General features: G+C 66.3%; 19 protein-coding genes. 9 read left to right on the top strand and 10 right to left on the bottom strand.

Annotated features, from left to right (window positions below; all coding sequences use genetic code 11):
- Positions 1-40: 40 nt before the first annotated feature.
- The gene (locus FV242_RS09740; protein ID WP_147908352.1) at positions 41-970 is read right to left on the bottom strand and encodes an ABC transporter permease; all 930 of its coding nucleotides are present in this window, start codon (positions 968-970) and stop codon (positions 41-43) included.
- Between the two features lie 4 nt (positions 971-974).
- Positions 975-2,027 carry an ABC transporter substrate-binding protein gene (locus FV242_RS09735; RefSeq protein WP_147938775.1) on the bottom strand — a complete coding sequence of 351 codons (1,053 nt, stop codon included), beginning with the start codon at positions 2,025-2,027 and terminating at the stop codon, positions 975-977.
- Positions 2,028-2,537: 510 nt separating this feature from the next.
- Between FV242_RS09735 and FV242_RS09730 the strand changes: the two genes are divergently transcribed.
- The 6 genes from FV242_RS09730 to FV242_RS09705 are packed head-to-tail and all read left to right on the top strand — an operon-like array spanning position 2,538 to position 8,924.
- A complete protein-coding gene (locus FV242_RS09730) occupies positions 2,538-3,764 on the top strand; it encodes a transporter substrate-binding protein (RefSeq protein WP_147938774.1) in 1,227 nt (408 codons plus the stop codon).
- Entirely contained in the window at positions 3,757-5,433 is a 1,677-nt protein-coding gene (gene urtB, locus FV242_RS09725; RefSeq protein ID WP_246692652.1) for an urea ABC transporter permease subunit UrtB, read from the top strand. The genes FV242_RS09730 and urtB overlap by 8 nt, the downstream gene beginning before the upstream one ends.
- On the top strand, positions 5,430-6,530 hold the full coding sequence (urtC, locus tag FV242_RS09720; protein ID WP_187278381.1) for an urea ABC transporter permease subunit UrtC: 1,101 nt from the start codon (positions 5,430-5,432) through the stop codon (positions 6,528-6,530). The genes urtB and urtC overlap by 4 nt, the downstream gene beginning before the upstream one ends.
- Positions 6,527-7,237, top strand: a complete 711-nt coding sequence (locus tag FV242_RS09715; RefSeq protein WP_147938773.1) for an ATP-binding cassette domain-containing protein — start codon at positions 6,527-6,529, stop codon at positions 7,235-7,237. Before urtC ends, FV242_RS09715 begins: the two co-directional genes overlap by 4 nt.
- A complete protein-coding gene (urtE, locus tag FV242_RS09710) occupies positions 7,234-7,941 on the top strand; it encodes an urea ABC transporter ATP-binding subunit UrtE (protein ID WP_147938772.1) in 708 nt (235 codons plus the stop codon). The genes FV242_RS09715 and urtE overlap by 4 nt, the downstream gene beginning before the upstream one ends.
- Positions 7,942-7,961: 20 nt before the next feature.
- Positions 7,962-8,924, top strand: coding sequence for an acetamidase/formamidase family protein (locus FV242_RS09705; protein WP_147938771.1), 963 nt, complete (start codon positions 7,962-7,964; stop codon positions 8,922-8,924).
- A gap of 53 nt (positions 8,925-8,977) precedes the next feature.
- Here FV242_RS09705 and FV242_RS09700 read toward each other — a convergent pair whose 3' ends face one another.
- The 4 genes from FV242_RS09700 to FV242_RS09690 form a co-directional block, all read right to left on the bottom strand.
- Complete coding sequence (locus tag FV242_RS09700; RefSeq protein WP_147938770.1) at positions 8,978-9,340, bottom strand: transposase; 363 nt, start codon at positions 9,338-9,340, stop codon at positions 8,978-8,980.
- Positions 9,341-9,858: 518 nt separating this feature from the next.
- Positions 9,859-10,434 (bottom strand): PilZ domain-containing protein, encoded by a 576-nt coding sequence (locus FV242_RS09695; protein ID WP_187278380.1) that lies wholly within the window; start codon positions 10,432-10,434, stop codon positions 9,859-9,861.
- A complete protein-coding gene (locus tag FV242_RS34470) occupies positions 10,431-10,700 on the bottom strand; it encodes a hypothetical protein (protein WP_210248927.1) in 270 nt (89 codons plus the stop codon). Before FV242_RS34470 ends, FV242_RS09695 begins: the two co-directional genes overlap by 4 nt.
- Positions 10,701-10,783: 83 nt before the next feature.
- A complete protein-coding gene (locus FV242_RS09690) occupies positions 10,784-13,171 on the bottom strand; it encodes an EAL domain-containing protein (protein ID WP_147938768.1) in 2,388 nt (795 codons plus the stop codon).
- A gap of 233 nt (positions 13,172-13,404) precedes the next feature.
- Between FV242_RS09690 and FV242_RS09685 the strand changes: the two genes are divergently transcribed.
- Positions 13,405-14,151, top strand: coding sequence for a dienelactone hydrolase family protein (locus FV242_RS09685; protein ID WP_147938767.1), 747 nt, complete (start codon positions 13,405-13,407; stop codon positions 14,149-14,151).
- Positions 14,152-14,461: 310 nt separating this feature from the next.
- Here FV242_RS09685 and FV242_RS09680 read toward each other — a convergent pair whose 3' ends face one another.
- Together FV242_RS09680 and FV242_RS09675 are read right to left on the bottom strand one after the other, a co-directional pair.
- Positions 14,462-15,481, bottom strand: coding sequence for an SMP-30/gluconolactonase/LRE family protein (locus tag FV242_RS09680; RefSeq protein ID WP_147938766.1), 1,020 nt, complete (start codon positions 15,479-15,481; stop codon positions 14,462-14,464).
- Positions 15,482-15,722: 241 nt separating this feature from the next.
- The gene (locus FV242_RS09675) at positions 15,723-17,294 is read right to left on the bottom strand and encodes an ABC transporter substrate-binding protein (protein WP_147938765.1); all 1,572 of its coding nucleotides are present in this window, start codon (positions 17,292-17,294) and stop codon (positions 15,723-15,725) included.
- Positions 17,295-17,975: 681 nt separating this feature from the next.
- Here FV242_RS09675 and FV242_RS09670 point away from each other — a divergent pair.
- On the top strand, positions 17,976-18,914 hold the full coding sequence (locus tag FV242_RS09670) for a pirin family protein (protein WP_147938764.1): 939 nt from the start codon (positions 17,976-17,978) through the stop codon (positions 18,912-18,914).
- Positions 18,915-19,018: 104 nt separating this feature from the next.
- A complete protein-coding gene (locus FV242_RS09665) occupies positions 19,019-20,785 on the top strand; it encodes a monovalent cation:proton antiporter-2 (CPA2) family protein (protein ID WP_147938763.1) in 1,767 nt (588 codons plus the stop codon).
- Positions 20,786-20,916: 131 nt separating this feature from the next.
- Here the strand turns inward: FV242_RS09665 and FV242_RS34465 are convergent, their stop codons facing one another.
- Both FV242_RS34465 and FV242_RS09660 read right to left on the bottom strand, forming a co-directional pair.
- Positions 20,917-21,090 (bottom strand): hypothetical protein, encoded by a 174-nt coding sequence (locus tag FV242_RS34465; protein WP_187278378.1) that lies wholly within the window; start codon positions 21,088-21,090, stop codon positions 20,917-20,919.
- 28 nt (positions 21,091-21,118) lie between these two features.
- The gene (locus FV242_RS09660) at positions 21,119-22,354 is read right to left on the bottom strand and encodes a DUF3095 domain-containing protein (RefSeq protein WP_147938762.1); all 1,236 of its coding nucleotides are present in this window, start codon (positions 22,352-22,354) and stop codon (positions 21,119-21,121) included.
- Positions 22,355-23,041: the final 687 nt, after the last annotated feature.

Raw genomic sequence — 23,041 nt, 5'->3', positions numbered from 1 at the left:
CTCGCCGGACACGGCCGGGCGATCGGCAACGGAGAGACGGTCAGAGCCCAAGGGAAGACCCCGCGTCGCGTGGCAGCCAATAGAGCATCCGCCGCTGAACCAGCCGGAACATTAGGTCGAAGGCGAAGCCGAGGAAGCCGATCAGCGTAATGGTGAAGAAGACCAGCGACGGGTTGAAGGTGTTGCGCGCCAGCATGATCACCTGCCCGAGACCGTAGCCGACGCCGGTCGCCTCGGCGACGAGCACCACCATCCAGGCCCCGAACAGGTTGAGGCGCAGCACCGCGAGCAGCCCCGGCAGGATCGCCGGCACGATAACCCGCGCGTAGATCTGGCGCTTCGACGCACCCATCGTCCGGGCGACGTTGATGTAGTTCCGGTTGACCCCGTCGATCTGATGGATGGTCGAGAGGACCATCGTGAAGAACAGGGCGATGAACACCATGAAGATCGCCGGAGCGTTGCCGATCCCGAACATGAAGATCGCCACGGGCAGCCACGCGATCGGCGAGACCGGGGCCAGGAGCGTGATGGTCGGCAGGGTCAACCGCTCGAACAGCACGACGTAGCGGATCGCCACGCCGACCAGGATCGACAGGGTTGCGGCCAGGAACAACCCTGCCAACACCCGCCCGGTGGAGGCGAGCACGGTGATCAACACCGCCATGGCGGGGCTCGGGCCGGCGTTCATGCCGGTGCCGATCTGCCAGCGCTGCGCGGTATTGAAGAAACGCGCCTGCTCGACGAGGTTGCCGAGGAAGATGTGGGGTGGCGGCAGCAGCTTGGCATCGGCGATGCCGAACGCCCAGAGCAGCTCCCAGAGGCCGGCGAAGCATCCGACCGAGACCAGCATCCAGCCGATCCGTTGCAGCAGTGGGACGAACCCGTCGGGCAGCGCCAGGCGCCGTGCGAACGGGAGACGCGGCTGGCCGTGCGGGACGGCGGCGGCGCGGGCGAGATCGATGGCCATCCGCTCAGGCCGACTTCAGCTTGAGCTTGCCGTAGAGCTCCGGGTTTTCGGCGATGACCTGTTCCAGCAGGGTCCAGTCGATCGCGTCGCGGCCGGGCTTCTTCTTGATGTAGCCCATCTCGGCGACGGAATCGGTCCGGTCGAGGATGAACTGCGTCTGGTTGCGGGCGTCCACCACCGAGGGCTGCCGGCCCATGGCGAGTTGGGCGTTGCTCATCGAGGTCTTGTAGTAGGAGCCGACGAGCTTGTTCAGGGCGGTCTGAGGGTCGCCCTCTGCCACGGCCTGGGCCTTCATCATGCCTTTGATCAGGGCTTTGACTGCCGCTGGGTTCTTGGCGATCAGCTCATTGCGCACGGCGAGCACGCAGTCAGTATAGCCCTTGCCGTAGATGTCGGTGCCGTCGGAGAGCTTTACGGCGCCCTTCACGTCGGTCAACAGCGCCGTGCCGTAGGGCTCGATCGTGGAGATGATGTCGAGGGCGCCGGCGCGGAACGCCTCCACGGCCTCCGGGGTCGAGCCCATGTAGCGGACCGTGATGTCCTTGAAGGCGACGCCATTCTTCTTCAGCCAGTCGTAGGGCAGCACTTCGAGCGTATCGAGCTGGAAGGTGCCGAGCGTCTTGCCCTTGAGCTTCTCCGGACTGTCGAGGCCCGGCTGGGCTACGAGCACGCAGCCCTCGATGCCGCCGCCCGCCACGATCTTCACCGGGGCACCCGCATCGTAGAGTGCCATGAAGCTGGTGTAGGGCATCACGCCGGCATCGACCTGACCCATCCCGAGGAAGGTGACCTGATCGGAGAAGGTCGGCGTGTTCACGAAGTCGATGGTGAGACCGTCGTCCTTGGCGAGCTGCATCGCCTCGGCCAGGAAGAAGTTCAGGTTGCAGAAGCCGGTCCCGTGCGTCGCTCGGATACCGTTGGCCGCCATCGCATGGCCGATCGTGCCGGGCCCGACGGCGAGCGTGAGCGCCGCGGCGGTTCCGCCGAGGAAGCGTCTGCGGGTGGGTTTGAACTGCGAGAAATCAGGAACGCGATAATCGCCGTGACGGTCGCACATATCGGCTCTCCTCAGGAGGCGGATGTCGGAGTCTTTCAGGCGGTGCGCCGGCTCCCGGCCGGACGCGCGACGATGTCGAGGTCGTGACGGGGGCAGAGCGGTCGAGGAGATCCGGTCACCCGGCAGCTCTCAGTATCGACGGCACGCCAACCCGTAGTCGCCGCTCTACGCGACGCTGCGCTAGCGAGCTCCTCACAAGAAGCGTGCCATTCGCGACCGAATACGTCCGATGAGACGCGCTTCGGCAGACCCAGACATCCCTGCGCGTCGGCGATGGGGCGGGATGCGCCCGCCGTCGTGATGTTGAAGACGTCGCGTCCCGGTTCAGGCGGCGGAGAAGCTCGTATTCAATACGATAATTTTGACGTTCTCCGATGAATACCGCCATCCACGCGCGCAAGTGCCGCTAATATGCGCAAAGTCCTCGCCGGACTGCGGCCTCTTTCCCCTTCCCGTCGACCGGACGGCGGCCGACAATCGGATGGCCAATCCACGGGAGCTTCGGGATCGATGACGCATCTCACGCGGCGCAGCTTCGTCGGCGCAGCGGCGCTGCTCGCGGCACCAGCCCTCATCCGCCCATCCTTCGCAGCCGACCCGGTCAAGCTCGGGTGCCTGTTCTCGTCCTCCGGCACGATGGCCAATCTCGAGGGCCGGCTGAACCACGTCGTTCGCATGGCCGCCGACGAGATCAACGGACGCGGCGGCGTCAACGGCCGCCAGATCGAGGTCCTGACTTCCGATCCCGCCTCGGACTGGCCGCTCTACGCCCAGGTCGGCCGGCAAATGCTTCAACAGGGGAAGGTCGCGGCCCTGTTCGGCTGCTGGACCTCCGTGTCCCGCAAGTCGGTGCTGCCGGTCGTCGAGCAGAACGACGGGCTGCTGTTCTACCCGCTCCACTTCGAGGGCGACGAGAATTCAAAGAATGTCGTCTACATGAACTCGCCGCCCGCGAGTTCCGTGCTGCCGGCGGTCGATTACCTGATGGGCCCCGAAGGAGTCGGCGCAAAGCGCTTCTTCATGATCGGTTCGGACTACGTCTGGCCGCGCACGATCAACAAGCAATTGAAGGGGTACTGGAAGAGCAAGGGCATCCCGGAGACCGCGTGGCGCGAGGAGTACGTGCCATTCGGCTTCTCGAATTTCCAGACGCTCGTGAACCAGGTGCGCAGCTTCGCCAGCCAGCCCGGCGGCCAAGCGATTGTGGTGCTTACCGTCGTCGGATCCTCGATCCCAGATTTCCTGCGTGAATTCGCCAACCAGGGCGTCACCGCCACCGACGTGCCGATCCTCGGCCTCGACATGGTGGAGGCCGATCTCGAAGGGCTCGATACCGCCAAGCTCGTCGGCCACCTGAACTGCTGGGCCTATCTCCAGGCCGCCAAGGGCGAACGGAACAAGAAATTCCTTGGCGACTGGGCCGCCTACGTGAAGGCCAAGAACGTCCCGTTCAGCGCCGACACAGTCATCGATCCGATGGTCTCGGCCTACGACAGCGTCCATCTCTGGGCGCTCGCCGCCGCCAAGGCGGGCTCCTTCGCAGTACCGGAGGTGCGCCAAGCCTTCGCGAACCTCAGCTTCGACGATCCGTCGGGCTACACGCTGACCATGACGGGCGAGAACAACTACGTCTCCCGCGGCGTCTTCATCGGCTCGGTCAACGAGAAGCGCGGCTTCGACGTGCTCTGGCAATCTGCCGACGCGCCGAAGCCGGTCCCGTTCAGCCCCTATGGCTGATCCGAGGGGGCGTCCTCGCCAGGCAGGCCTGCCGCCCTGGTACCTGGCGCCCTGGTACCCGGCGTTCTGGTACCTGGCGCTCTTGTGTCTGGCGCTCCCGGCAATGCCGGCCTTTGCAGCGCCGCTCGACCGGGCGATACTTGCCGGGGCCTTGTGCGGGGATGGCGCGGCACAGGTTGGGGCGGCAGAGGGCCTCGTCCGCGCCGGCGGCGATCTGCCGGCCGACGACCTCGCCTACGCCGGGCGGCTCCTCGGCGCCCTCGTCGAGCGTCGCGTCGCCTGCTTGCCGGACGGTGCCTTGCTGCTCGCGGGCCAGGACGCGACGGAGGGCCAGGACGCCGTGACCGGCGCGCGCCGGCCGGCCGCGGAGGCGCGCGCGCCGGTCCTCGGCCTGCGCCAGCGTGCCGCCGTCGAGACGGCGCGCGGCGTCTTGGCCCTGCTCACGGAGGGGACGCCCGCCGCTCGCGCCGCCGGTCTTGCCGTCCTGGAACGGCGCATCACCATCGTTCCGGCAGCGGTGCTCGACCGGGCACGGGATGCGGAGAGTGATGCTGCGCTGAAGGGTACGATCGCCAGCCTCGCCGAGGCGGCCGCCCTGTCCTCGCCCGATCCGGTCCGACGCCGGGCGGCGATCGCCGCCGTGGCCGCGAGCCCGTCCGGGGCTGCCGCGGCGCGGCTTGACGCTTTGAAGAGCGACCCTGCCTACCGTGCCGACCCGGCCTTCCGGGTCGCCCTCGATGCGGGTCTGGCCCAGGTCCGGCGCGCGGTCGCGATCGGCGATGGTCTCGCAATCGTCTACAACGGGCTGAGCTTCGCAAGCATCCTGTTCATGGCGGCGGCCGGGCTCGCCATCATCTTCGGGCTCATGGGCGTGATCAATCTCGCCCAGGGCGAGTTCATCATGCTCGGTGCCTACACCACTTATGGCGTTCAGGAGGCCTTCCGCCGGTTTGTCCCGGGACTGCTTGACCTCTACCTCGTGGCGGCAATCCCGTTGGCTTTCGTGGCGGTCGCTCTGGTGGGCATCGGCGTCGAGGCGCTGGTCCTACGCCACCTCTACCGGCGACCGCTGATGAGCCTGCTCGCAACCTGGGCGGTGAGCTTGTTTCTGGTCAACTTCGTGCGCGTCACCGTCGGCACGCAGAACCTTCAGTTTTCGATGCCCGCCTACGTCAGCGGTGGCGTACCGGTCTATGCCGACTTCGTCATGACCTGGAACCGGCTCTTCGCGATCGGCTTTGCGGGGGCCACCCTCATTCTGACGCTGCTGATCCTGCGCCGCACGCCGCTAGGGCTCGACATCCGCGCCGTGACACAGAACCGCGACATGGCCGCCTGCCTCGGCCTGCCGACCCGCCGGATCGACCGCCTTGCCTTCGGCCTCGGCTCGGGCCTGGCTGGGCTCGCCGGAGTGGCACTCTGCCCGATCTACAGCGTCAATCCCGGTATGGGTTCGGGCTTCATCGTCGACAGCTTCATGGTCGTGGTGCTGGGCGGCGTCGGAAGCCTCATCGGGACCCTCGTGGCGGCAGTCGCGGTCGGCGGCGCCAACGTGCTGATCGAACCGATTTCCGGTGCGGTCGCCGCCAAGGTGATCGTGCTCGTCGGCATCATCCTGTTCCTGCAGCGACGGCCCGAGGGCCTGTTCGCCGTCCGGCGGCGGCGATGAGCGGCGCGATGCAGACCATCCGGGCGCGCCCCGCCGGACCGGCGCTACGCGCCATACGCGATCCCCTGGTGGCCGGGCTTGTGGTCCTCTGCCTCGTGGCCGCCGCAGCGCTCCTCGCAGCGCCCCCCGCCCCGTATCTCGTCAACGCTCTGGGCCAACTCGCCGCCTTCGCGATCCTCGCCGTGTCCCTCGACCTGGTCTGGGGCTATCTCGGAATGCTGAGCCTTGGGCATGGGTTGTTCTTCGCCATCGGCGGCTACGTCTGCGCCATGCACCTGCTGGCCCACGGCGCAGCCGTGACCGGCGTCCTGCCGGACTTCGTGCAGTTCATGGGCTGGAAGACCCTGCCGACCTATTGGGCGGGCCTCGACCTCGCCGCCTACGCGTTCGTCCTCGCCCTTGCGCTCGCCGGCCTCGTCGCCTTCGTATTCGGGCTTGCCTCGTTCCGCTCGCAGGTCAACGGCGTCTACTTCTCGATCATCAGCCAAGCTCTCGTCTACGTCGCGATGCTGTTGATGTACCGCAACGATACCGGGCTCGGCGGCAACAACGGCATGACCGGGTTCCCGCTGCTGTTCGGCTGGCCGATGGGCTCGCCGCGCGTGGGCATCGGGCTGGCCGTCGCAGCCCTCCTGACGCTGGCGGCGGTGCTCGCCGGAACGCGGCTTCTCGTCGGCGGCGCCGTCGGACGGCGAATGCTCGCCTGCCGAGACGACGAGATCCGCCTGCGCACCCTTGGTTACAGCACCACGCGGCTGAAGCTCGGGATCTGGTGCCTCTCAGCCATGATCGCCGCGCTCGCGGGCATCCTGTACGTGCCGCAGGTCGGCATCATCAACCCGCGCGTTCTGGCCCCCGACCTTTCCATCGAGATCGCCGTCTGGGTGGCGGTTGGCGGGCTGGGGCGGCTCGGCGGGGCGGTGATCGGCGCCGTTCTCGTCAACGGCCTGAAGTTCTGGCTCAGCGCAGCGATGCCGGAAGCGTGGCCCTTCATCCTGTCCGGGCTGGTGCTCCTCGTGGTGCTGGTCCTGCCGAACGGCCTCCTCGACCTGGCGGCCCTGCGCCCGCGCCCGATTTGGTTGCGGAGGGGGCGATGAGCGCACTCGTGGTCGACGCCCTGACCGTCGCCTTCGGCCGCTTCACGGCGCTCGACGCCGTCTCGCTCGCGGTCGATCAGGGCGAGGTGCGGGCTGTGATCGGCCCGAACGGCGCTGGCAAAACCACGTTGCTCGATGTGATTTCCGGGATCACCAAACCGGTTTCCGGCCGGGTGATGCTGGACGATTCTATCGACCTGACGAAGTGCTCGGAGGCCGAGATCGCCCGGGCCGGCGTGCGGCGGAAGTTCCAGAAGCCCAGCGTCTTCCCGGCACTCACCGTACGCGAGAACATCGAGATGGGCTGCGGACCCGCCCTTAAGGCGCGCGCACGCGTCGCCCGCGTGGCCGCCGTTCTCGACGAGATCAGCCTTGCCCCACGGGCCGCCGTGCAGGCCGGCGCCCTCGCGCATGGCGAGAAGCAGTGGTTGGAAATCGGCATGGTGCTCGCCGCCGAGCCCGCGCTCCTCCTCCTCGACGAGCCCGTGGCCGGCCTCTCCGACGCCGAGACAGCCCAGACCGCCGCGCTGATCCGGGACCTGCGCCGGCCGGACCGCGCGATCCTGGTGATCGAGCACGACATGGCCTTCGTCGAGGCCATCGCCGACCGGGTGACGGTGCTGCACGAGGGCCGCACGCTCTACGAGGGCAGCATGCAGGGTGCCCGCGGCGATGCCCGCGTGATCGAGGTCTTCCTCGGCCGATGACGCATGCACCCGCACGCCTCGCCGTCGAGGGGCTCGATCAGCATTACGGCAGCGCGCAGGTGCTGCGCGGGGTCGGCTTCGCGGTCGAGCCGGGGCGCTGCCTTGCCGTTCTCGGCCGCAACGGCGCCGGCAAGACCACGCTTCTGCGCTGCCTCACCGGCCTGATCCCGGCGAGCCAAGGCCGGATCGCCCTCGACGGGACCGAACTGACGCGCCTGTCCTCGGACCGGCGCGCCCGGACAGGCCTCGCCTACGTGCCGCAGGGGCGCGAGATCTTCCCCGACCTGACCGTCGCCGAGAACATGCGGGTCGCGGCCCGGGCCCACGGCCTCGGGCGGACCGACGCGGTGGACGAGGCGGTCACCCTGTTCCCGGCGCTTCGCGACCTCTGGCACCGTCCGGGGGGCAACCTATCGGGTGGCCAGCAGCAGCAGCTCGCCATTGCCCGAGCGCTCGCCACACGGCCCCGCGCCTTGCTGCTCGACGAGCCGACGGAAGGCATCCAGCCCTCGATCGTCGCCGCCATCGAGGCGGTGATCGCCGGGCTCAAAGGGCGGATCACCGTGCTGCTCGTGGAGCAGTATCTGGATTTCGCCCTTCGGGTCGGCGACGCCGTGGTGGTGTTGTCCCGGGGTAGCGTCGTCGTGCGCGGTGACCCCGCCACGCTGAACCACGAGATCCTTACCCGTCACATCGCCATCTGACGGACAACCCAGGAGACGCCGTGTCCGCCCATCACGAGATCCCCGCCACGCCCGAAACGATGGTGCTCGGCTACTTCGACGCCGCCTTGCCGCCCGTGCTGACGGTCGCCTCGGGCGACACCGTCACGCTGCACTCGCATCCGGCGGGTGGACGTGAGTCGCTCCACCCCGACCCGGCCCGCGTGCCGCCAGACCTGCTGCACGCCCTCGACACGCTGGAGCGCGGCCCCGGCCCGCACTTCGTCACCGGCCCGGTCCACGTGCAGGGCGCCGAGCCCGGAGACATGCTGCAGATCGACATCCTCGACCTGAAGTTCCGCCTCGACTGGGGCTTCGTGGCGATCCTGCCGCTGCTCGGCACCTTGCCGGACGAGTTCACCGACTACGAGACAGTCCACGCCGACATCGACACGGCGCGCGGTGTTTGCCGCCTGCCCTGGGGCACGGAACTGCCCCTCGACCCGTTCTTCGGCATCATGGGGACCGCACCACCTGCCGCCTGGGGTCGGGTCGGGACGCCGGTGCCCCGCGCGTTCGGCGGCAACATGGATAACAAGGAGATGCGGGTCGGTACGAGCCTCTACCTCCCGGTGTTCAACCCCGGCGGCGGCTTCTACGCGGGCGACGGCCACGGCGTGCAGGGCGACGGCGAGGTCTGCATCACCGCCCTGGAGACGGGGCTAAGCGGCACCTTCCGACTCACTGTGCGCAAGGACCTTCCGGGCGCGTGGCCCTTCGCCGAGACGCCCGCCGACCTGATGTCGATCGGCCTGCACGAGAGCCTCGACGAGGCCATGCGCCAAGCCGTGCGGGAGATGGTCCGCCTCGTCTGCGCGCGTACGCGCCTCACCCGCAACCAGGCCTATATGCTTTGCTCGCTCGCCGGGAACCTGCGGATCACCCAGACTGTCGACGGCAACAAGGGCGTGCACATGATGATGCCCAAATCGGCCCTCGAGACGGCGCCATCCGGATTGGTCTGAGGCTGGAAACACGGGACCGCGACACGCCGACCCTGACTACGGGATTCCGGCGTTCAGTTCGCGCTTCGAACGAAGGCAAACCTGCCGACACAGGCGTGGGCGCCGCGGTGGCGCGGGCCTTGATGCAGGGCCACGCGCTCCGTCGGTGTCGGTTGCGTTGGCTCCGCGCGCAACGGCTGCATGAGCAGGGCAGCGCGGAGTCGCTGCACCTCGGCCCGGAGGCCGGCATTCTCCCGCTCGACCTGATCGAGCCGGACCAGGCCCGCAGGCATCAGCCCGCCGAGCCGACGACGCCAGCGGTAGAAGGTGCCGAGCGAGACATGGGCGCTCGCGCAGATGTCGGCGATGGGGATGCCCCGCGCGGCCTCGTCCAGCAGGAAGGCGATTTCCTGATCCGTGTGCAGGGATCGACGCATGCGGAATCTCCGGATTCGGCAGCCATGAGTGCATCCAGCGAGCGCAGGAGGAGCAAGAAGCGGACCGGCTTCGACGCCTCGGTTCCGAAGTTTTTACAGGTGCCAGCATCGGCGAGCCCGCTTGGCAGACACCGCCTCGCGCAGCCAGCGTCCAGCTCTGTGTTTTGCTTCGCACGAGACTGCGGACATTTTTTGTAAGCGCCTGGATTTGCGCCGCGGCTGCGGCATGTCCGGTTGTTGATTCCAGGCGCTCTAAAGCAGCCGTTCTGCGTTCGGCCAGACTACGCCATGCCGGATCGCCGACCCGCGCCAAAGCGGTCGTTCGGCTCTGCGCCCATCCCAGTCATTCAAGCGGTCTTGGCAGCTCCCTCAAAGCAGACATTGCGCGTCACGGCCTTGCCGCCGAGGCATTCACATAAGAGCGACTTTCAGTACCCGCGAAGCTCGGATTTAATCTTGATCATTGACGTCATGGATCACGGTCGCTGATACGTACGCGACGGCCTAAACACCGCGCCTCAAAGCACAGTGTGCTCGCCGACCGCCGCGTCCTCGAGCGGTTCGAGAAAGGCCGCGCCGACGCCTCGCTCAATTCGACGCGCGACTGTCGCCTGACGTCGCCCAACTCGGATTATTTCGCCCAGCGCTGGAGCAGTATCCAATGACAGCGCCACGCCCGAGGCCGACAGGTTCAGGATCTGCGCCGGCACGCGCCGACCATCCGCCAGTTCGACCTCTACGGCCGTGCGCTCTGGAACGATCCGTCGGTGAACCCGCACGACCTCGGACAACTTCGCTTGCCGGCGCGCCAGCTCGATGAAGCGTCGCGCCACGTCGCCGGGTGAAGGAGTCGTGCCGATGACGCGCACGGCAAAGTCGCAGCTCCCCGCCCACACGACACGAACCTGAATGGGTCCAATGTCACGGATGTTGCAGATTAAACGCTCGTCGACCACCGGCAGCGTTGCTGATCGCAGTCTCAACCCTTCAGACGAGATGTCCACAGTGACCGCGTGGAACTCGGATCCGTCGCTGCGAAGGCACAGAGCGGGGACGACGACGGGGTGCCGAGCGGCGGCTCGACGCTCGCTCATGCGTCGATCGCCGCAGCGACAGGACAGTAAGCACCCCCGAGCGAGCCGGCGATTGGACCTACCATATCGTTCAAGATTGCCAGTGCTTTCGCAGACATGAGCTGCCGGTAGGGCTGCCGGTCGATCAGCGTTGCATAAACCTTCCAGATCGAAGCTATCGCCTGGTCGAGGTCGTGCATACGGCAGGCGTCGACCGCGCTGAGGGCGCGTACAGGGCACTCGCCACGGCGCGGGGCATCCGTGATCAGCGCGAGATGGCTCACCATACATCGACTTTCTGAGTTCTAGCTCACACGGTTAGAACCGACGGCCTCGTGCCGCTCCCCGCCGCGACGCATTTGAAACTGCGCTAGGCTACCAAGGCGTGACGGTCGCTATCAGATCGAGCACCATGCGTGTGCTCATTGAAAGTCTTGATCGCAGCGGGTCGGCCTATCAGGTAGCCCTGTGCCGATTGGCAGTTCTCGCCTGCCAGGAAGCTCAACTCCGCCTGCGTCTCGACTCCCTCGGCGAGAACCGGAAGTCCCAGACCGCGGCCGAGCCCGAGAACCGACCGCACGATCGCGGCCGTCTGCTCGTTGACATCGACCGCCCGGATGAAAGAGCCGTCGATCTTGATCTTGTCGAACGGGTAGGCGCGCAAGTTCGACAGGGACGAGTAACCGGTCCCGAAATCGTCCATTGCGATGCGGACTCCGAGAGCCTTCAGCTGGCGCAGGGTGGACTGGGCCCGACCAGGATCACGGATGAGTGCCGTCTCGGTGATCTCGATCTCCAAGCGATTGGGCTTGAGCCCAGTCTGGAACAGGACTTCGTGAACGAGCTGGGCGAAGTGCGGCGCGTGTAGCTGCACGGCGGAGACGTTGACGGCAATCGTGAGTGGGTTCGGCCAGCTCGTCGCCTCACGACAAGCTTCCCGCAACACCCACTCGCCGATCTGCAGGATCGCGCTGCTCTCCTCCGCGATCGGGATGAACACGCCAGGCGAAACTGGACCGCGCTGGGGATGCTGCCAACGCAGCAGCACCTCGAAGCCGAGTACGGTACCGGTCTGCACGTCGGTCTGAGGCTGGTAGACGAGGTGCATCTCGCCGCGGGCCACGGCGTGGCGCATGTCGTGTTCGAGGAGGCGCCGCTCTCGAACCTGCGTACCCAGCTTGGCTTCAAAGAAGCGGTAAGTGCCTCGACCCTCGGCCTTGGCTTTGTAGAGCGCCGTGTCGGCGTAGCTCAGGAGCAGCGCGCGCTCATCCGCGTCGTCCGGGTAGAGGGCGATACCGATGCTGGTGGCGATCATCGGACCGGTGGCATCGGCGCTGCTGCTGCGCAGCGCTTCTAGGACCTGCTCGGCCAGGCGCCCGGCTGCGACCGCTTGCTCGCAGGGGATCAGGATCGCGAACTCGTCGCCGCCAAGACGGGCCATCAACTGCGTCTCGTCGAGGAGTGTCGTGACGGAGCGGGCGACGGTGACCAGCATGGTGTCACCGGCCGCGTGACCGAAGAGATCGTTGACCTCTTTGAACCGATCGAGGTCGAGGCAGAGAACCGCGAGCTTTCGGCCGGTCGCTTCGGCGACCTTCAGCTCCTGGTCGAGGCGTTGATTGAAGCTCGCGCGATTGGCGAGCCCGGTGAGCGCGTCGTGATGGGCGAGGAACTCGATCTGTCCCTCGGCCCGTCGCCGAGCGCGCAGGTCGCGCACGGCGACCGCGTAGTGCGGCTGGTTGCCGTAGGTGACCGGACGCATGATCAACTCGACGGGGATCGTGCCATCGTCCGCGCGCGTCAGCTCGGCATCGATCAGCTGATCCGACGGTTCAGTCAGCGCGAGGCGGGTTGCAGCTTCGGGCAGGAACCGCGACAGCGCAGCCCCGGTGAGTTCAGTCGCAGCGAGGCCAACGAGTTTGCCGAAGCTGTCGTTGGCGCTGATGATGAGGTCACCCCGGCACACGACCAGTCCTTCGACGGCCGCGTTGGCGAGGCTGTGTAGGCGATCCCGTTCCAGCGCCACGTGGCGCCGGTCGCGGATGTCGAGGGCCAGCGCCGCACTTGCGAGGAACAGGATGGCGAGGCTCGCCAGGGCGATGCCGACCGCAAGCCAGCGGGCCGGGATGGCACTCTCTGAGATCAGGACGCTCGGATCAGGAACGATCGTGACCGCACCCATGGCGATGAAGTGGTGGCTGCAGATCGCGAGCAGGAGCAACAGCGCGCCAGTCGTGCGCCCGCGCAGGCTCTCGCCTACGAGGGCGACCGGGAGGGCAACGCTGCCAAGCACACCGCCGAGGATCAATGAAGCCGCCACGAGGGCGGGGTCCCATATGATGTGACCAGCGATCTCGAACGCGGCCATCCCGGTGTAGTGCATGGCCGCAATGCCGAGCCCCAGGATCGCGCCGCCGAGCGTGGCTGCGAACGGGATGGCGCGAGCGAGCGCGATGGTAAGGCCAAGCCCGGTCATGGCGATGGCGTAGACGAGCGAGAGGCTGGTCAGGCCGACGTGATAGGCGCTCGGCAGGCCTGGCTCGAACGCAAGCATCGCGATGAAGTGTGTCGCCCAGATGCCGGAGCCACCGGCCACAGCCGCGACGCCGAGCCAGATCGCGCGCATCCGCGGGCTTGCTTTGCCAGCGTGGCGCAGCAGCTCGACGCATGTGATCGCAGCGAGCGCACACATGACAGCCGCCAGACCGACGAGCCAAAAATCATGTGAGTCCGAGAAACAGCCAATAACCTTAAGCATGCGATGTAACCAAGCAGGTATAATGATACTATCCTTGGCATGTACGCGTTTTTAGATCGTTAATCTTGAACGGGATGTGTCTTATGGTATATTATGTCTAAAACCCATTTATTATCCAACCACAGATTGTAGGTCATAGAAGGGTAACTGGATCAAATGGTTTGTGGTCCATTGGCTGACGGTCGCCAGTGGTTCAAAGCGGACATCGCAGACGTCCCGCCGAGGAGCCCCTCATGCCAATCGAACAAGTCACGATCCGGACACGCGATGGCGATTGCCCTTCGCACGTGGTGATCCCCGCCAGCGGCGGACCATGGCCCGCGGTGATCGTCTACATGGACGCCGGCGGTATCCGGCCGGCGATGCTCGACATGGCACAGCAACTCGCTGCCTCTGGCTACATCGTCCTGCTGCCGGATCTCTTCTACCGCTACGGACCCTACGGGCCATTCGTGCCCAAGGAGGTGTTCGCAGGTGACTTTCGCGCTGTCCTCGGGCCGCTCATGGCTACAACCAGTCCCCTCAAGGCCGCGGAAGATGCAGAGGCCATGCTCGCTTATCTCGACACGCGCGACGACGTCAGAGGTCGGGCGGTCGGGGTGGTGGGCTTCTGCATGGGCGGCGGCATGGCCTTAGCCACAGCGGGAACCTACCCCGAGCGGTTCGCTGCAGCCGCAAGCTTTCACGGGGGCAATCTCGCGACCGATGCGCCCACGAGCCCCCACCTGTTCGCGCCGAAGCTGAGGGCGGAGGTCTATATTGGCGCTGCCGAGAACGACGGCAGCTACCCGCCTGCGATGGCCGAGCGGCTGCAGCGATCTCTGACGGAGGCCTGCGTACGCTATACATCGCAAACGTATCCAGCCGCGCACGGTTGGATGATGCCGGACTTTCCAGTCTACGATCATGCCGCTGCCGAGCGTGGCTGGAGCGCAATGCTCGCGCTCTTTGGGCGAACCCTGTACGGCGGCGAAAGATGACGCGTGGCCCTGATCCAACATTTCCTTTCTCGGCAGGCAGTGGAATGGTCTGAACGGCAAGATCGGGTCGGTAGGAGATCGTTTGCTTTCCCGGCAGCCTTGCCCCGAAGCGGACAGACCGCAATCGGCCAGCATCAGCCGCGTCGCATCGCTCGCATGAATGTCTCAGATGGGTGGAACCCGCCTGTCCACTTCCGAGCGAAAACTCGTCGAATTAGACGCTGCCGTCATGCCCACAGGCGACCCAGCCTCTCCTGCGCAAGGGTTGAGAGTTCACGCGCGGCAGTCGTTGTGGGGCGGCCGAGGTACCCTACGGCACCATTGCTCCCTGCGTCTCGACATAGACCGCGTAGATCGAGGTGCTCGCCGCCATGAACAGCCGGTTCTTCTTCGGCCCCCCGAAGCAGAGATTGGCGCAGGTCTCGGGCAGGTTGATTTTGCCAATCAGGTCGCCCGACGGCATGTAGCAGCGCACTCCGTCCTCCTTCGGGTCGGCCCAGCCCATCGAGCACCAGACATTGCCGTCGACATCGGTGCGGACTCCGTCTGTGAAGCCCGGCGCGAAGCCTTCGGCGAAGACGCGGTCGCCGATGAGCCGGTCGCCCTCGACCGTGAAGGCGCGGATATTGGCCCGCCCACCATGGGTGATGCCTGAATCAACGACGTAGAGGATCTTCTCGTCGGGTGAAAAGGCGAGGCCGTTGGGCCGATCGATGCCCTCAGCCGTGACCTTGGCCTGCCCGGTCGAGGGATCGAGCCGGTAGACCCGGGTCGGCAGTTCCGCCTTGTCCTTGTGACCCTCGTAGAACCCGTCGATGCCGTAGCCCGGATCGGTGAACCAGATCGCGTTGTCGGAGGCCACCACCACGTCGTTGGGAGCGTTGAGCGGTTTGCCGTCGAACGTGTCGATCAAGACCGTGATCTTCCCGTCCGGCTCGGTGCGGGTCACCCGGCGGGTATCGTGCTCGCAGGTGATCAGTCGGCCCTGGCGGTCGCGGGTGTTGCCGTTCGAGTAGTTCGAGTTCGCCCGATAGACGCTGACGTGGCCGTTCTCGAGCCAGCGCATGATCCGGTTGTTCGGGATGTCGCTCCACAACAAGTATCCGCCATCCCTAAAATAGACGGGGCCTTCCGCCCAGCGGAAGCCAGTGGCGATGCGCTCAATTGCGGCGTTGCCGACCTTGTAGCGGAAGCGCTTGTCGAGCGCCTCGACCCGCGGATCGGGATAGCGGGTACCCAGCAGGTCGCCGAGGGGCAGCCGGTCGGCCTGGGCCGCGACCGTGGTCGCCGTCAGGGCGGCGGCGCCCGCGAGGACATCACGTCTATTCATCACTCGTCTCCTCCGGTCCGGTCTTCGTGCCCGACCGGAGGATTTTATGGAAGCCGGGCACTCTGTCTCGTGGTTTTCTGATGGATGAGGGGATGGTGCTGGATCCGGACGTGGAACGGGGAGGCGGTGCGTTCGTGAGAGAGACACCATGGCCGGCGGAAAGATACGCAGACCCGGCGAGAACCGGCCCGGCTGATCCCACCAAAAACCTCCGGCGGCCTTCGGTGACCGGACGTTTCGCTCAGGTCTTTCTGATGTTCCAGAGGATGGGAAATCCGAGGACCCGGCCCGTCAGATTGCGCCGGAAAGAGGTCATGGATCGATAGGAGCCGACTGGTACGTAGGCCACTTGGTCGAGTGCGACCCGCTGCATCTCCGCGCAGAGCGCTTTGCGCACAAGCACATCCGGAGCGGTGAACCAGGCGGCGCGGAGTTCCTCCAGCTTCGGAATCGACGGCCAGCCGAACCAGGCACCCGCGCCGTTGGCTCTGAGCGGTTGAAGCGCCGCCGGATCAGCATTGTCGAACGACGAGAACGTAGTCAGCAGCACGGACCAGCCGCCCTTATCAACGGGCTCGCGTGAGACGCGGCGTTGGATGACCGTACCCCAGTCGCTCAGGGCCAGATCCACATTGAAGCCGATACGGGGCAGCAGATCGGCCGCGACCTGGGTGATCGCCGAGGGCGCCAGGATATCCGTCGGACCGATCAGCCGAACCTTCGCGCCGTTATAGCCCGCGGCTTTCAGCGCCGCCCGCGCCTTCTCGATGCTTCGCGAGGCCGTGAGCACCTCCATGCCGGCATCCGTCGCCATAGGCGTTCTCGGCGTGAAGATCCCGCACCGGTCGTCATAGTTGGCGGGATCATCACCGGCCACGGCTGCCATGAAGTCGCTCTGGATGATGGCCGGCAGCACAGCCCGGCGCACCTCGACATCGTCGAACGGTGGCTGCAGGTGATTCATGCGCAGGATGGCTGGATTGGTGAAGCGGTCGAGCCCTTCCACGACGATGTTACGATTGCGGGCGAGGAGCTGCTGGAGTTCCGGCGGTGGCTGCTCGTACCAGTCGATCTCGCCGTTCTGCAGCGCAGCCGCCGCAGTGGCGCCGTCGGCGATGATCTGCCACTCGACCCTGTCAAAATGGGCGACTTTGCCGCCGGCGGTCAGGCTCGGGGCACCGGGAGCGGGCGCATATCCCGCGTGCCGCTCGTAAACCATCAAGCTGCCCGAGTTGAACTCGTCCGCCTTCCAGCGGAACGGCCCGGAGCCGGTGGCATCCGTGATCTGCTTGAACGGATCAGTCTGCGCGATCCGCTCCGGCATAATGAAGGCGGGTTGGCTGACGCTCGCCAGTGCGTTCGGCAGCAGCGGGAAAGGCGCCTTCAAACGGAAGACGATGTTCGCATCACCATCGTGCACGATCTCGTCGGTCGCGGCCATCAACGTCTGGCCAAACCCGTTCCGCGCGGCCCACCGCCTGATGCTGGCGACGCAATCGCGCGCGAGGACGGGGGTCCCGTCATGAAAGCGCAGCCCCTCGCGGAGGGCGATCGTCACTTTCCGCCCATCCTGCTCGACCCGGTAGCCGGCCGCCATCTGGGGCTGGGGCTGCAGGTCGGCATCGAGGCCGAACAGGGTATCATAGATGATATAGGCGTGATTGCGCGTCACGATCGCGGTCGTCCAGATCGGGTCAATGGACGTCACGTTCGCCTGGGGCACCATGCGCAGCACCCGGGCGTCTTGCGCTCGGCCGACGATTGGCGCTGCCAGTGTCGAGGCACCTGCGGCGAGGAATGTGCGTCGCTTCATCGTGGCCCCCCAACGAGACGCACCAGCATAGCAACCGCCGGACCAACGCGAGAGGGCGCGCGCCATGTCTTTGCAATCGCTGTCACAGTGCCTCCCGATTGCTGCGGAAGAACGGCCCGCGAAGCGCCCGGCGCATTAGTTGAGGGCAACCGTAGAGTTTGCTCCGAGCGTCCCGGATCAGTGTGGTATGCGCCCGCTACCGGCCACCGTCAGTAGCTCACGCCGCTGATCAGACCGCCTTCAAGCGGATGTTGCGAGGGCCTGCGCTGGGTCAGGCGCGGAAGATGACCGCCTACCGCAAGCGGAAGATCCGCAATGCGCCCATTGCTGCCGTACAGCACTGCTCGACGGTAGCCCGCAAGCAGACCTCGTGGAGGCTCGCACCTGCAGTCTAGGTCTTGCAGGCAGTTGAGGATCGCTACTGGCGTGAGATCCTCACACGCGAGATCATACCACAGTGCCTGATCCGTGACGCCGCACGAGCAGCCGGCGAATGACCCAGCCGATAACGACTTGACGACCACCCAAGGCCAAGGGTCTGCGCTCAGAAATGGAAACGTTGCGTTTCGCCGGTTTCCATATTCGACGCTGACAGGATCACGCAATGTGCTTCCGGCGACGCGTCGTCAGGGCGCATCCCGTATCACCCGGTCGGCCTTGGCCAAAACAGGAGAAAGAGTGATGAGCTGGCACAGTGCGGATGATCCGGTTCCGGGCGACCATTTCAGCTGCGACGCGATCCAGACCTTGATCGTCCCGCGCTCGCGGGACCTTGGCTCCTTCGCAGTGCGCCGCGCACTGCCCTCGACCGAGTGTCGGATGGTCGGGCCGTTTATCTTCTTCGACCAGATGGGCCCCTCCGAGTTCCTGCTCGGCACCGGGATGGACGTGCGGCCCCACCCGCATATCGGTCTCTCGACCGTCACCTACCTGTTCGACGGCGAGATCATGCATCGCGACAGCCTCGGCACCGCGCTGCCGATCCGGCCGGGCGAGTTGAACTGGATGACCGCCGGACGCGGCATCACACACTCCGAGCGCACCGCGTCGACCCTCCGGCAGACTGGCTCGAAACTGTTCGGGATCCAGAGCTGGGTTGCCCTGAGTTCAAAGGACGAGGAGACGGCGCCAGCCTTCGAGCACTACGACGCGCCGTCGCTACCGGTCCTGACCGGCGAGGGCAAGACTGTCCGGCTGATCGCGGGCGAGGCCTTCGGGGCGCGCTCGCCGGTGCGGACCTCAAGTCCAATGGTCTACGCCGACGTGGCGCTGGAGGCGGGCGCTGTGCTCCCCCTTGATCCGACCTACGACGAGCGGGCAATCTACACGGTCTCGGGCGCTATCGAGATCGCCGGCGACGGCTTTGGGCCCGGGCAACTGCTGGTATTCCGCCCCGGTGACCGAATCAGCATCCGCGCGACGGAAGCCGCCCGGTTCATGGTACTCGGCGGCGAGCCGATGGACGGGCCGCGTCACCTCTGGTGGAATTTCGTATCCTCGCGGCCCGAGCGGATCGCACAGGCCAAGGAGGATTGGCGCCAGGGCCGGTTCGATACTGTGCCGAACGATGCCGAGTTCATCCCGCTGCCCGAGGATCCGCCTCCGGTCCGCTATCCGTGAGTCGACGCCAGCGCCGCTCCCGTTCACGGCGGCGTGATCGTGGCTGATACAAGGTTCCGCGGCCCATCGCGGGCGCTCCCGCACGCACGAGGTTGAACAACGCCATGGCTGTCGAAGCGTCCGGCGCGGGAAGCGATCTCGTGCAAGTCGTCGCCCTGCTGGCGGCGGGGGTCGTCGCCGTGCCGCTGTTCAAGCGGCTCGGCCTCGGCTCGGTCCTCGGCTATCTTCTGGCGGGGTTGGCCATCGGCCCCTTCGGCCTCGGCCTGTTCAATGACGCCCACGCCATCCTGCACGTTGCCGAACTCGGCGTCGTGATGTTCCTCTTCATCATCGGGCTGGAGATGGAGCCCTCCCGGCTCTGGGGCATGCGCCGGTCGATCTTCGGGCTCGGCCTTGTTCAGGTCAGTGCCTGTATCGCCGCCCTCACCCTGGTCGGGATCGGCCTGGGGTTCTCGGTCACCGTGGCCTTCGTGGCCGGCACCGGCTTCGTGCTGACCTCGACCGCCATCGTCATGCAACTGCTGGAGGAGCGCCGCGCGCTCTCCACGCCGAAGGGCCAGCGGATCGTGGCGATCCTGCTGCTCGAAGACCTCGCCATCGTTCCCCTCTTCGCCATCGTCGCGCTGCTGGCGCCGGGCGGCGTCGAGTCCAGCGGGACGGAGCGCGCCGTCGCAGTCGCCATCGCCCTGGGCTCGGTCGCGGCGCTTGTGGCCGCGGGTCGCTGGCTGCTCAACCCGCTGTTCCATATCCTCGCTGCCGCTAAGGCGCGGGAGGTAATGACGGCTGCGGCTCTTCTGGTAGTGCTCGGCTCGGCGCTCGCGATGCAACTCGGCGGCCTCTCCATGGCGATGGGCGCCTTCCTGGCCGGCGTGCTCCTCTCAGAGTCGAGCTTCCGCCACCAACTAGAGGCAGATGTCGAGCCGTTTCGCGGTATCCTGCTCGGCTTATTCTTCCTCGGCGTCGGCATGTCGCTCGACCTAACCGTGATCGCGGCGAATACGGGCCTGATCCTCATGGGCGTCGCCGCCTACATGGCCGTCAAAGCCCTGTTCATCTACAGTGTCGCCCGGCTCTTGCGCGCCTCGCACGCCGAATCGCTGGAGCGCGCGGCCCTGATGGCCCAGGGCGGCGAATTCGCCTTCGTCCTATACGCAGCGGCCGCAAGCGCGGGCATCATCGACGGCACGACCAACTCCGTCCTGACCGCGACCGTCATCCTGTCGATGGCGATCACGCCCTTGATGGTAATAGCCTTCGACCTGCTCGTGCCGAAGGCGGTGACCTCGACTGACGGCGTTGATGCGCCGGAGGACCTCGTCGGGAGCGCCCTGATCGTCGGGTTCGGCCGCTTCGGGCAGATCGCCAGCCAGCCATTGATCTCGCAGGGCTGCTTCGTATCGATCATCGACACGAACGCCCAGAACATACGCCTTGCCGAAAGCTTCGGCTTCAAGGTCTATTACGGCGACGGCACCCGGCTCGACATCCTGCGCGCGGCGGGCGCCGAGACCGCACGGGCGATCCTGATCTGCGTCGACGACCCCGCGATGGCAAAGCGCATCGCCGAACTCGCCAAGGCCGAGTTCCCCCCGGTGCCGGTTCTCGCCCGCGCCCGCGACCGGGAACATGCGGTCGCGCTCATTGAGGCCGGAGTAGCCTACCAGATCCGCGAGACGGCCGAGTCAGCCCTGGCACTGGGCAAGCAGGCGCTCCTGACGGTCGGGGCCGAGCCTGAAGTGGCGAGCGCGATCATGGAGCAGGTTCGCCGTCGCGACACGGAGCGGCTCGATCTGGAAGTCGTGGGCGGCATCTACGCTGGTCGAGAACTGCTCCAAGGCAACATTGAAGGCTCGGCGCACAAGGTAGGTTAGCACTGCAAGCGACTTGGTACTTGGCCAGGAAGCGGACGTTCGGCGCCGCGCCCATCTCGATCATTCAGCCCGTTTCGAGAAAGCGCCGAAGCGGACATCCCATCAGAAAAGATCCCGGGCCGGAAAAGCTCCTACACGGTGAAGATTTTCGCGCCTTCGACCGGTCGCCGCTCGCAGGCATCGGCACGGATCAGGCTGGCGCCGACCGCGAAGGTCCCGCCATCGACCAAATGCTCGCTGATGCGGTGCTGCACAATGATCTTGAACACCGCTCGAGGAGGTCGTCCCGAGCGCCCGCGCTTCATCCGGCATCAGCCACGCTTCACAGCCCCCTCACGGGTTGCTCGGCACCACGGCCCCGACGCTTGCCGCCCGACCTTTCAGCCTTGCGGCGGCCGCGGCGTAGCCTCCGCCAGCGCCATCGATGAAGTGCATGTGCCCGCTGCCGGGCACCGGAGGGCTGATGCAGGTCAACTGCGCAGCCAATTGCCGCTCCAGGCCGAAATGGCAGATCCCCTGCGCCTCGGCAGCGGTGAGCTGCGCCTCTAGCTGATCCGCGAAGACCTCGGTGCAGTCCAGTGTCATCCGCAGCGCATCATCGTATTTGCGGAAGTCCGTGTTCCCGACGATCTCATGCCGAAGCACCGCTGGATCGAACGCTCCTACCCTCAAGCCTGAGCGATAGATCAGGTATTCCGGAATTGATCGTGCTACGATGTGAAGCTTGCGCCAGAGGCGGCTCCTACGAGAGCCCGGCACGGCGCGCAGTTCAAGATCCAGCCCCGCCCACGGTCCGCGCATCTGCGGTCCCTCATCCTGCATCGGACGTGCGACCTCGTCACTGATATCCAGGCTGTGCAGGATCTCCTGCACGAGTTGCCGGAAGGCCGGCGCGTCGCCGCTGTGCTTCGGCACAAGCATGAGCGAGAGCATCAACGCGTGGCGGGGACGGATCTCCTGCCAGCGGCAGGAGAGGCCGGTCAGGTCAGGCTGGCTGCCGGGCTCGGCCGGCGCGACGGCATAGTCGCCGGCCTTCATGGCGGCTTCCGCCCAAGGAAGGCCGCCTCCGCTGAACATGGCGTAGGACACGTGGGGACTGGGCGCGTAGCGCGCGACGCGCACGTCAAGCCCGCGATCGCGCACGGCTGCGACCGGCAGGAGAGCGGTGCGCAGCTCGAGTTGCAGCGCCTCACGGACCCAGACGGCCGTTGCCGCCAGCGCGTCTCTGGCGGTGTCAACGTCTTCCGAGGCAATGGCGAGGCTTGCTCCGTCACCGCCGAAAACGAAGGGGAACTCGCGCCGGCCGAGGGCATTCGAAACGGCCGCGATGGTGGCGGCGCCGGCCGCATTGACCGCCTTGTAGCGGCCGAGCCCGATCTGCTGCTGGGAGCAGACGACATCGGCCACACCGAGCCACCAGGTCGCGGGCAGCGGCCGATACAGGCCTGGATCCATGAGGCTGGAGAAGGCGGTGAACCGGGGCAGGCTCCGGTAGAAATCAGGGGCCGTGCGGCGCATGGCGAGCTCGCCCTGCCGAGCTGTACCTGCCGATTTCCGCATCGCCGCCATCGCCCTGCTCCCCGGCGCAGCCTCCGGCCGCGTGACGCGCCCCGATCCCGGAACCGACATCATCCTCGGTGGAACCACCATCACCACGGTCACGTGCACGCTTTTAGGCGAACGCGCTACGGCGGCGACACACTCGCGACCGCTCTGCGCAGGAGCGAGCCCAAGTACGGCGGCCTGAAGGGCGACTAAGTCAAGCGGATGAAGTCTCCGGAGAGCGAGAACCGGAGCCTCCGCGGACGATCTTAGACCTGACCTTTGGAGAAGCTGATCCCGAAGGAGGAAGCCTCGGGAAACTTCTGAGCCCGGCTCGCCGCTGAGAGTATGTCGACAACGTCGTTGCCGAGCATGGCATGTCGAAACGCTTCGCCTTGCCAAGGCGCGCAGGCCCTCTGCGTCAAAGACCGAGAGCAGTGGCACCGGAGTAGCCACTGCATCCCCCCAGGCTCCAAACCCGAAGACAGAATCGCCCCACAGCCGCCGATGCTGACCCCGTGAGTCCCGCCCGATCAGGGTTGGTATTCCTGATGTTTAAAAATATGTGTTTCTGTCTCTATCCATTTCCGCGGACCTGGTCGTGGGCCCGCGGGGCGTCGAGGGCGTCCGTGTGGCGGCGGCCCGTTCGGGCGGGCGCCGTCCGGTTCAGCCCACCCGGCTCAGCCGACGTAGCCGAAGGCGACGCCGGGTTGG

The sequence above is a fragment of the Methylobacterium sp. WL64 genome (genome assembly GCF_008039945.1).
Taxonomy (GTDB): Bacteria; Pseudomonadota; Alphaproteobacteria; order Rhizobiales; family Beijerinckiaceae; genus Methylobacterium.
Note: the sequence above shows the minus strand (reverse complement) of the source record. Positions and strands in the feature narration are given on the sequence as shown.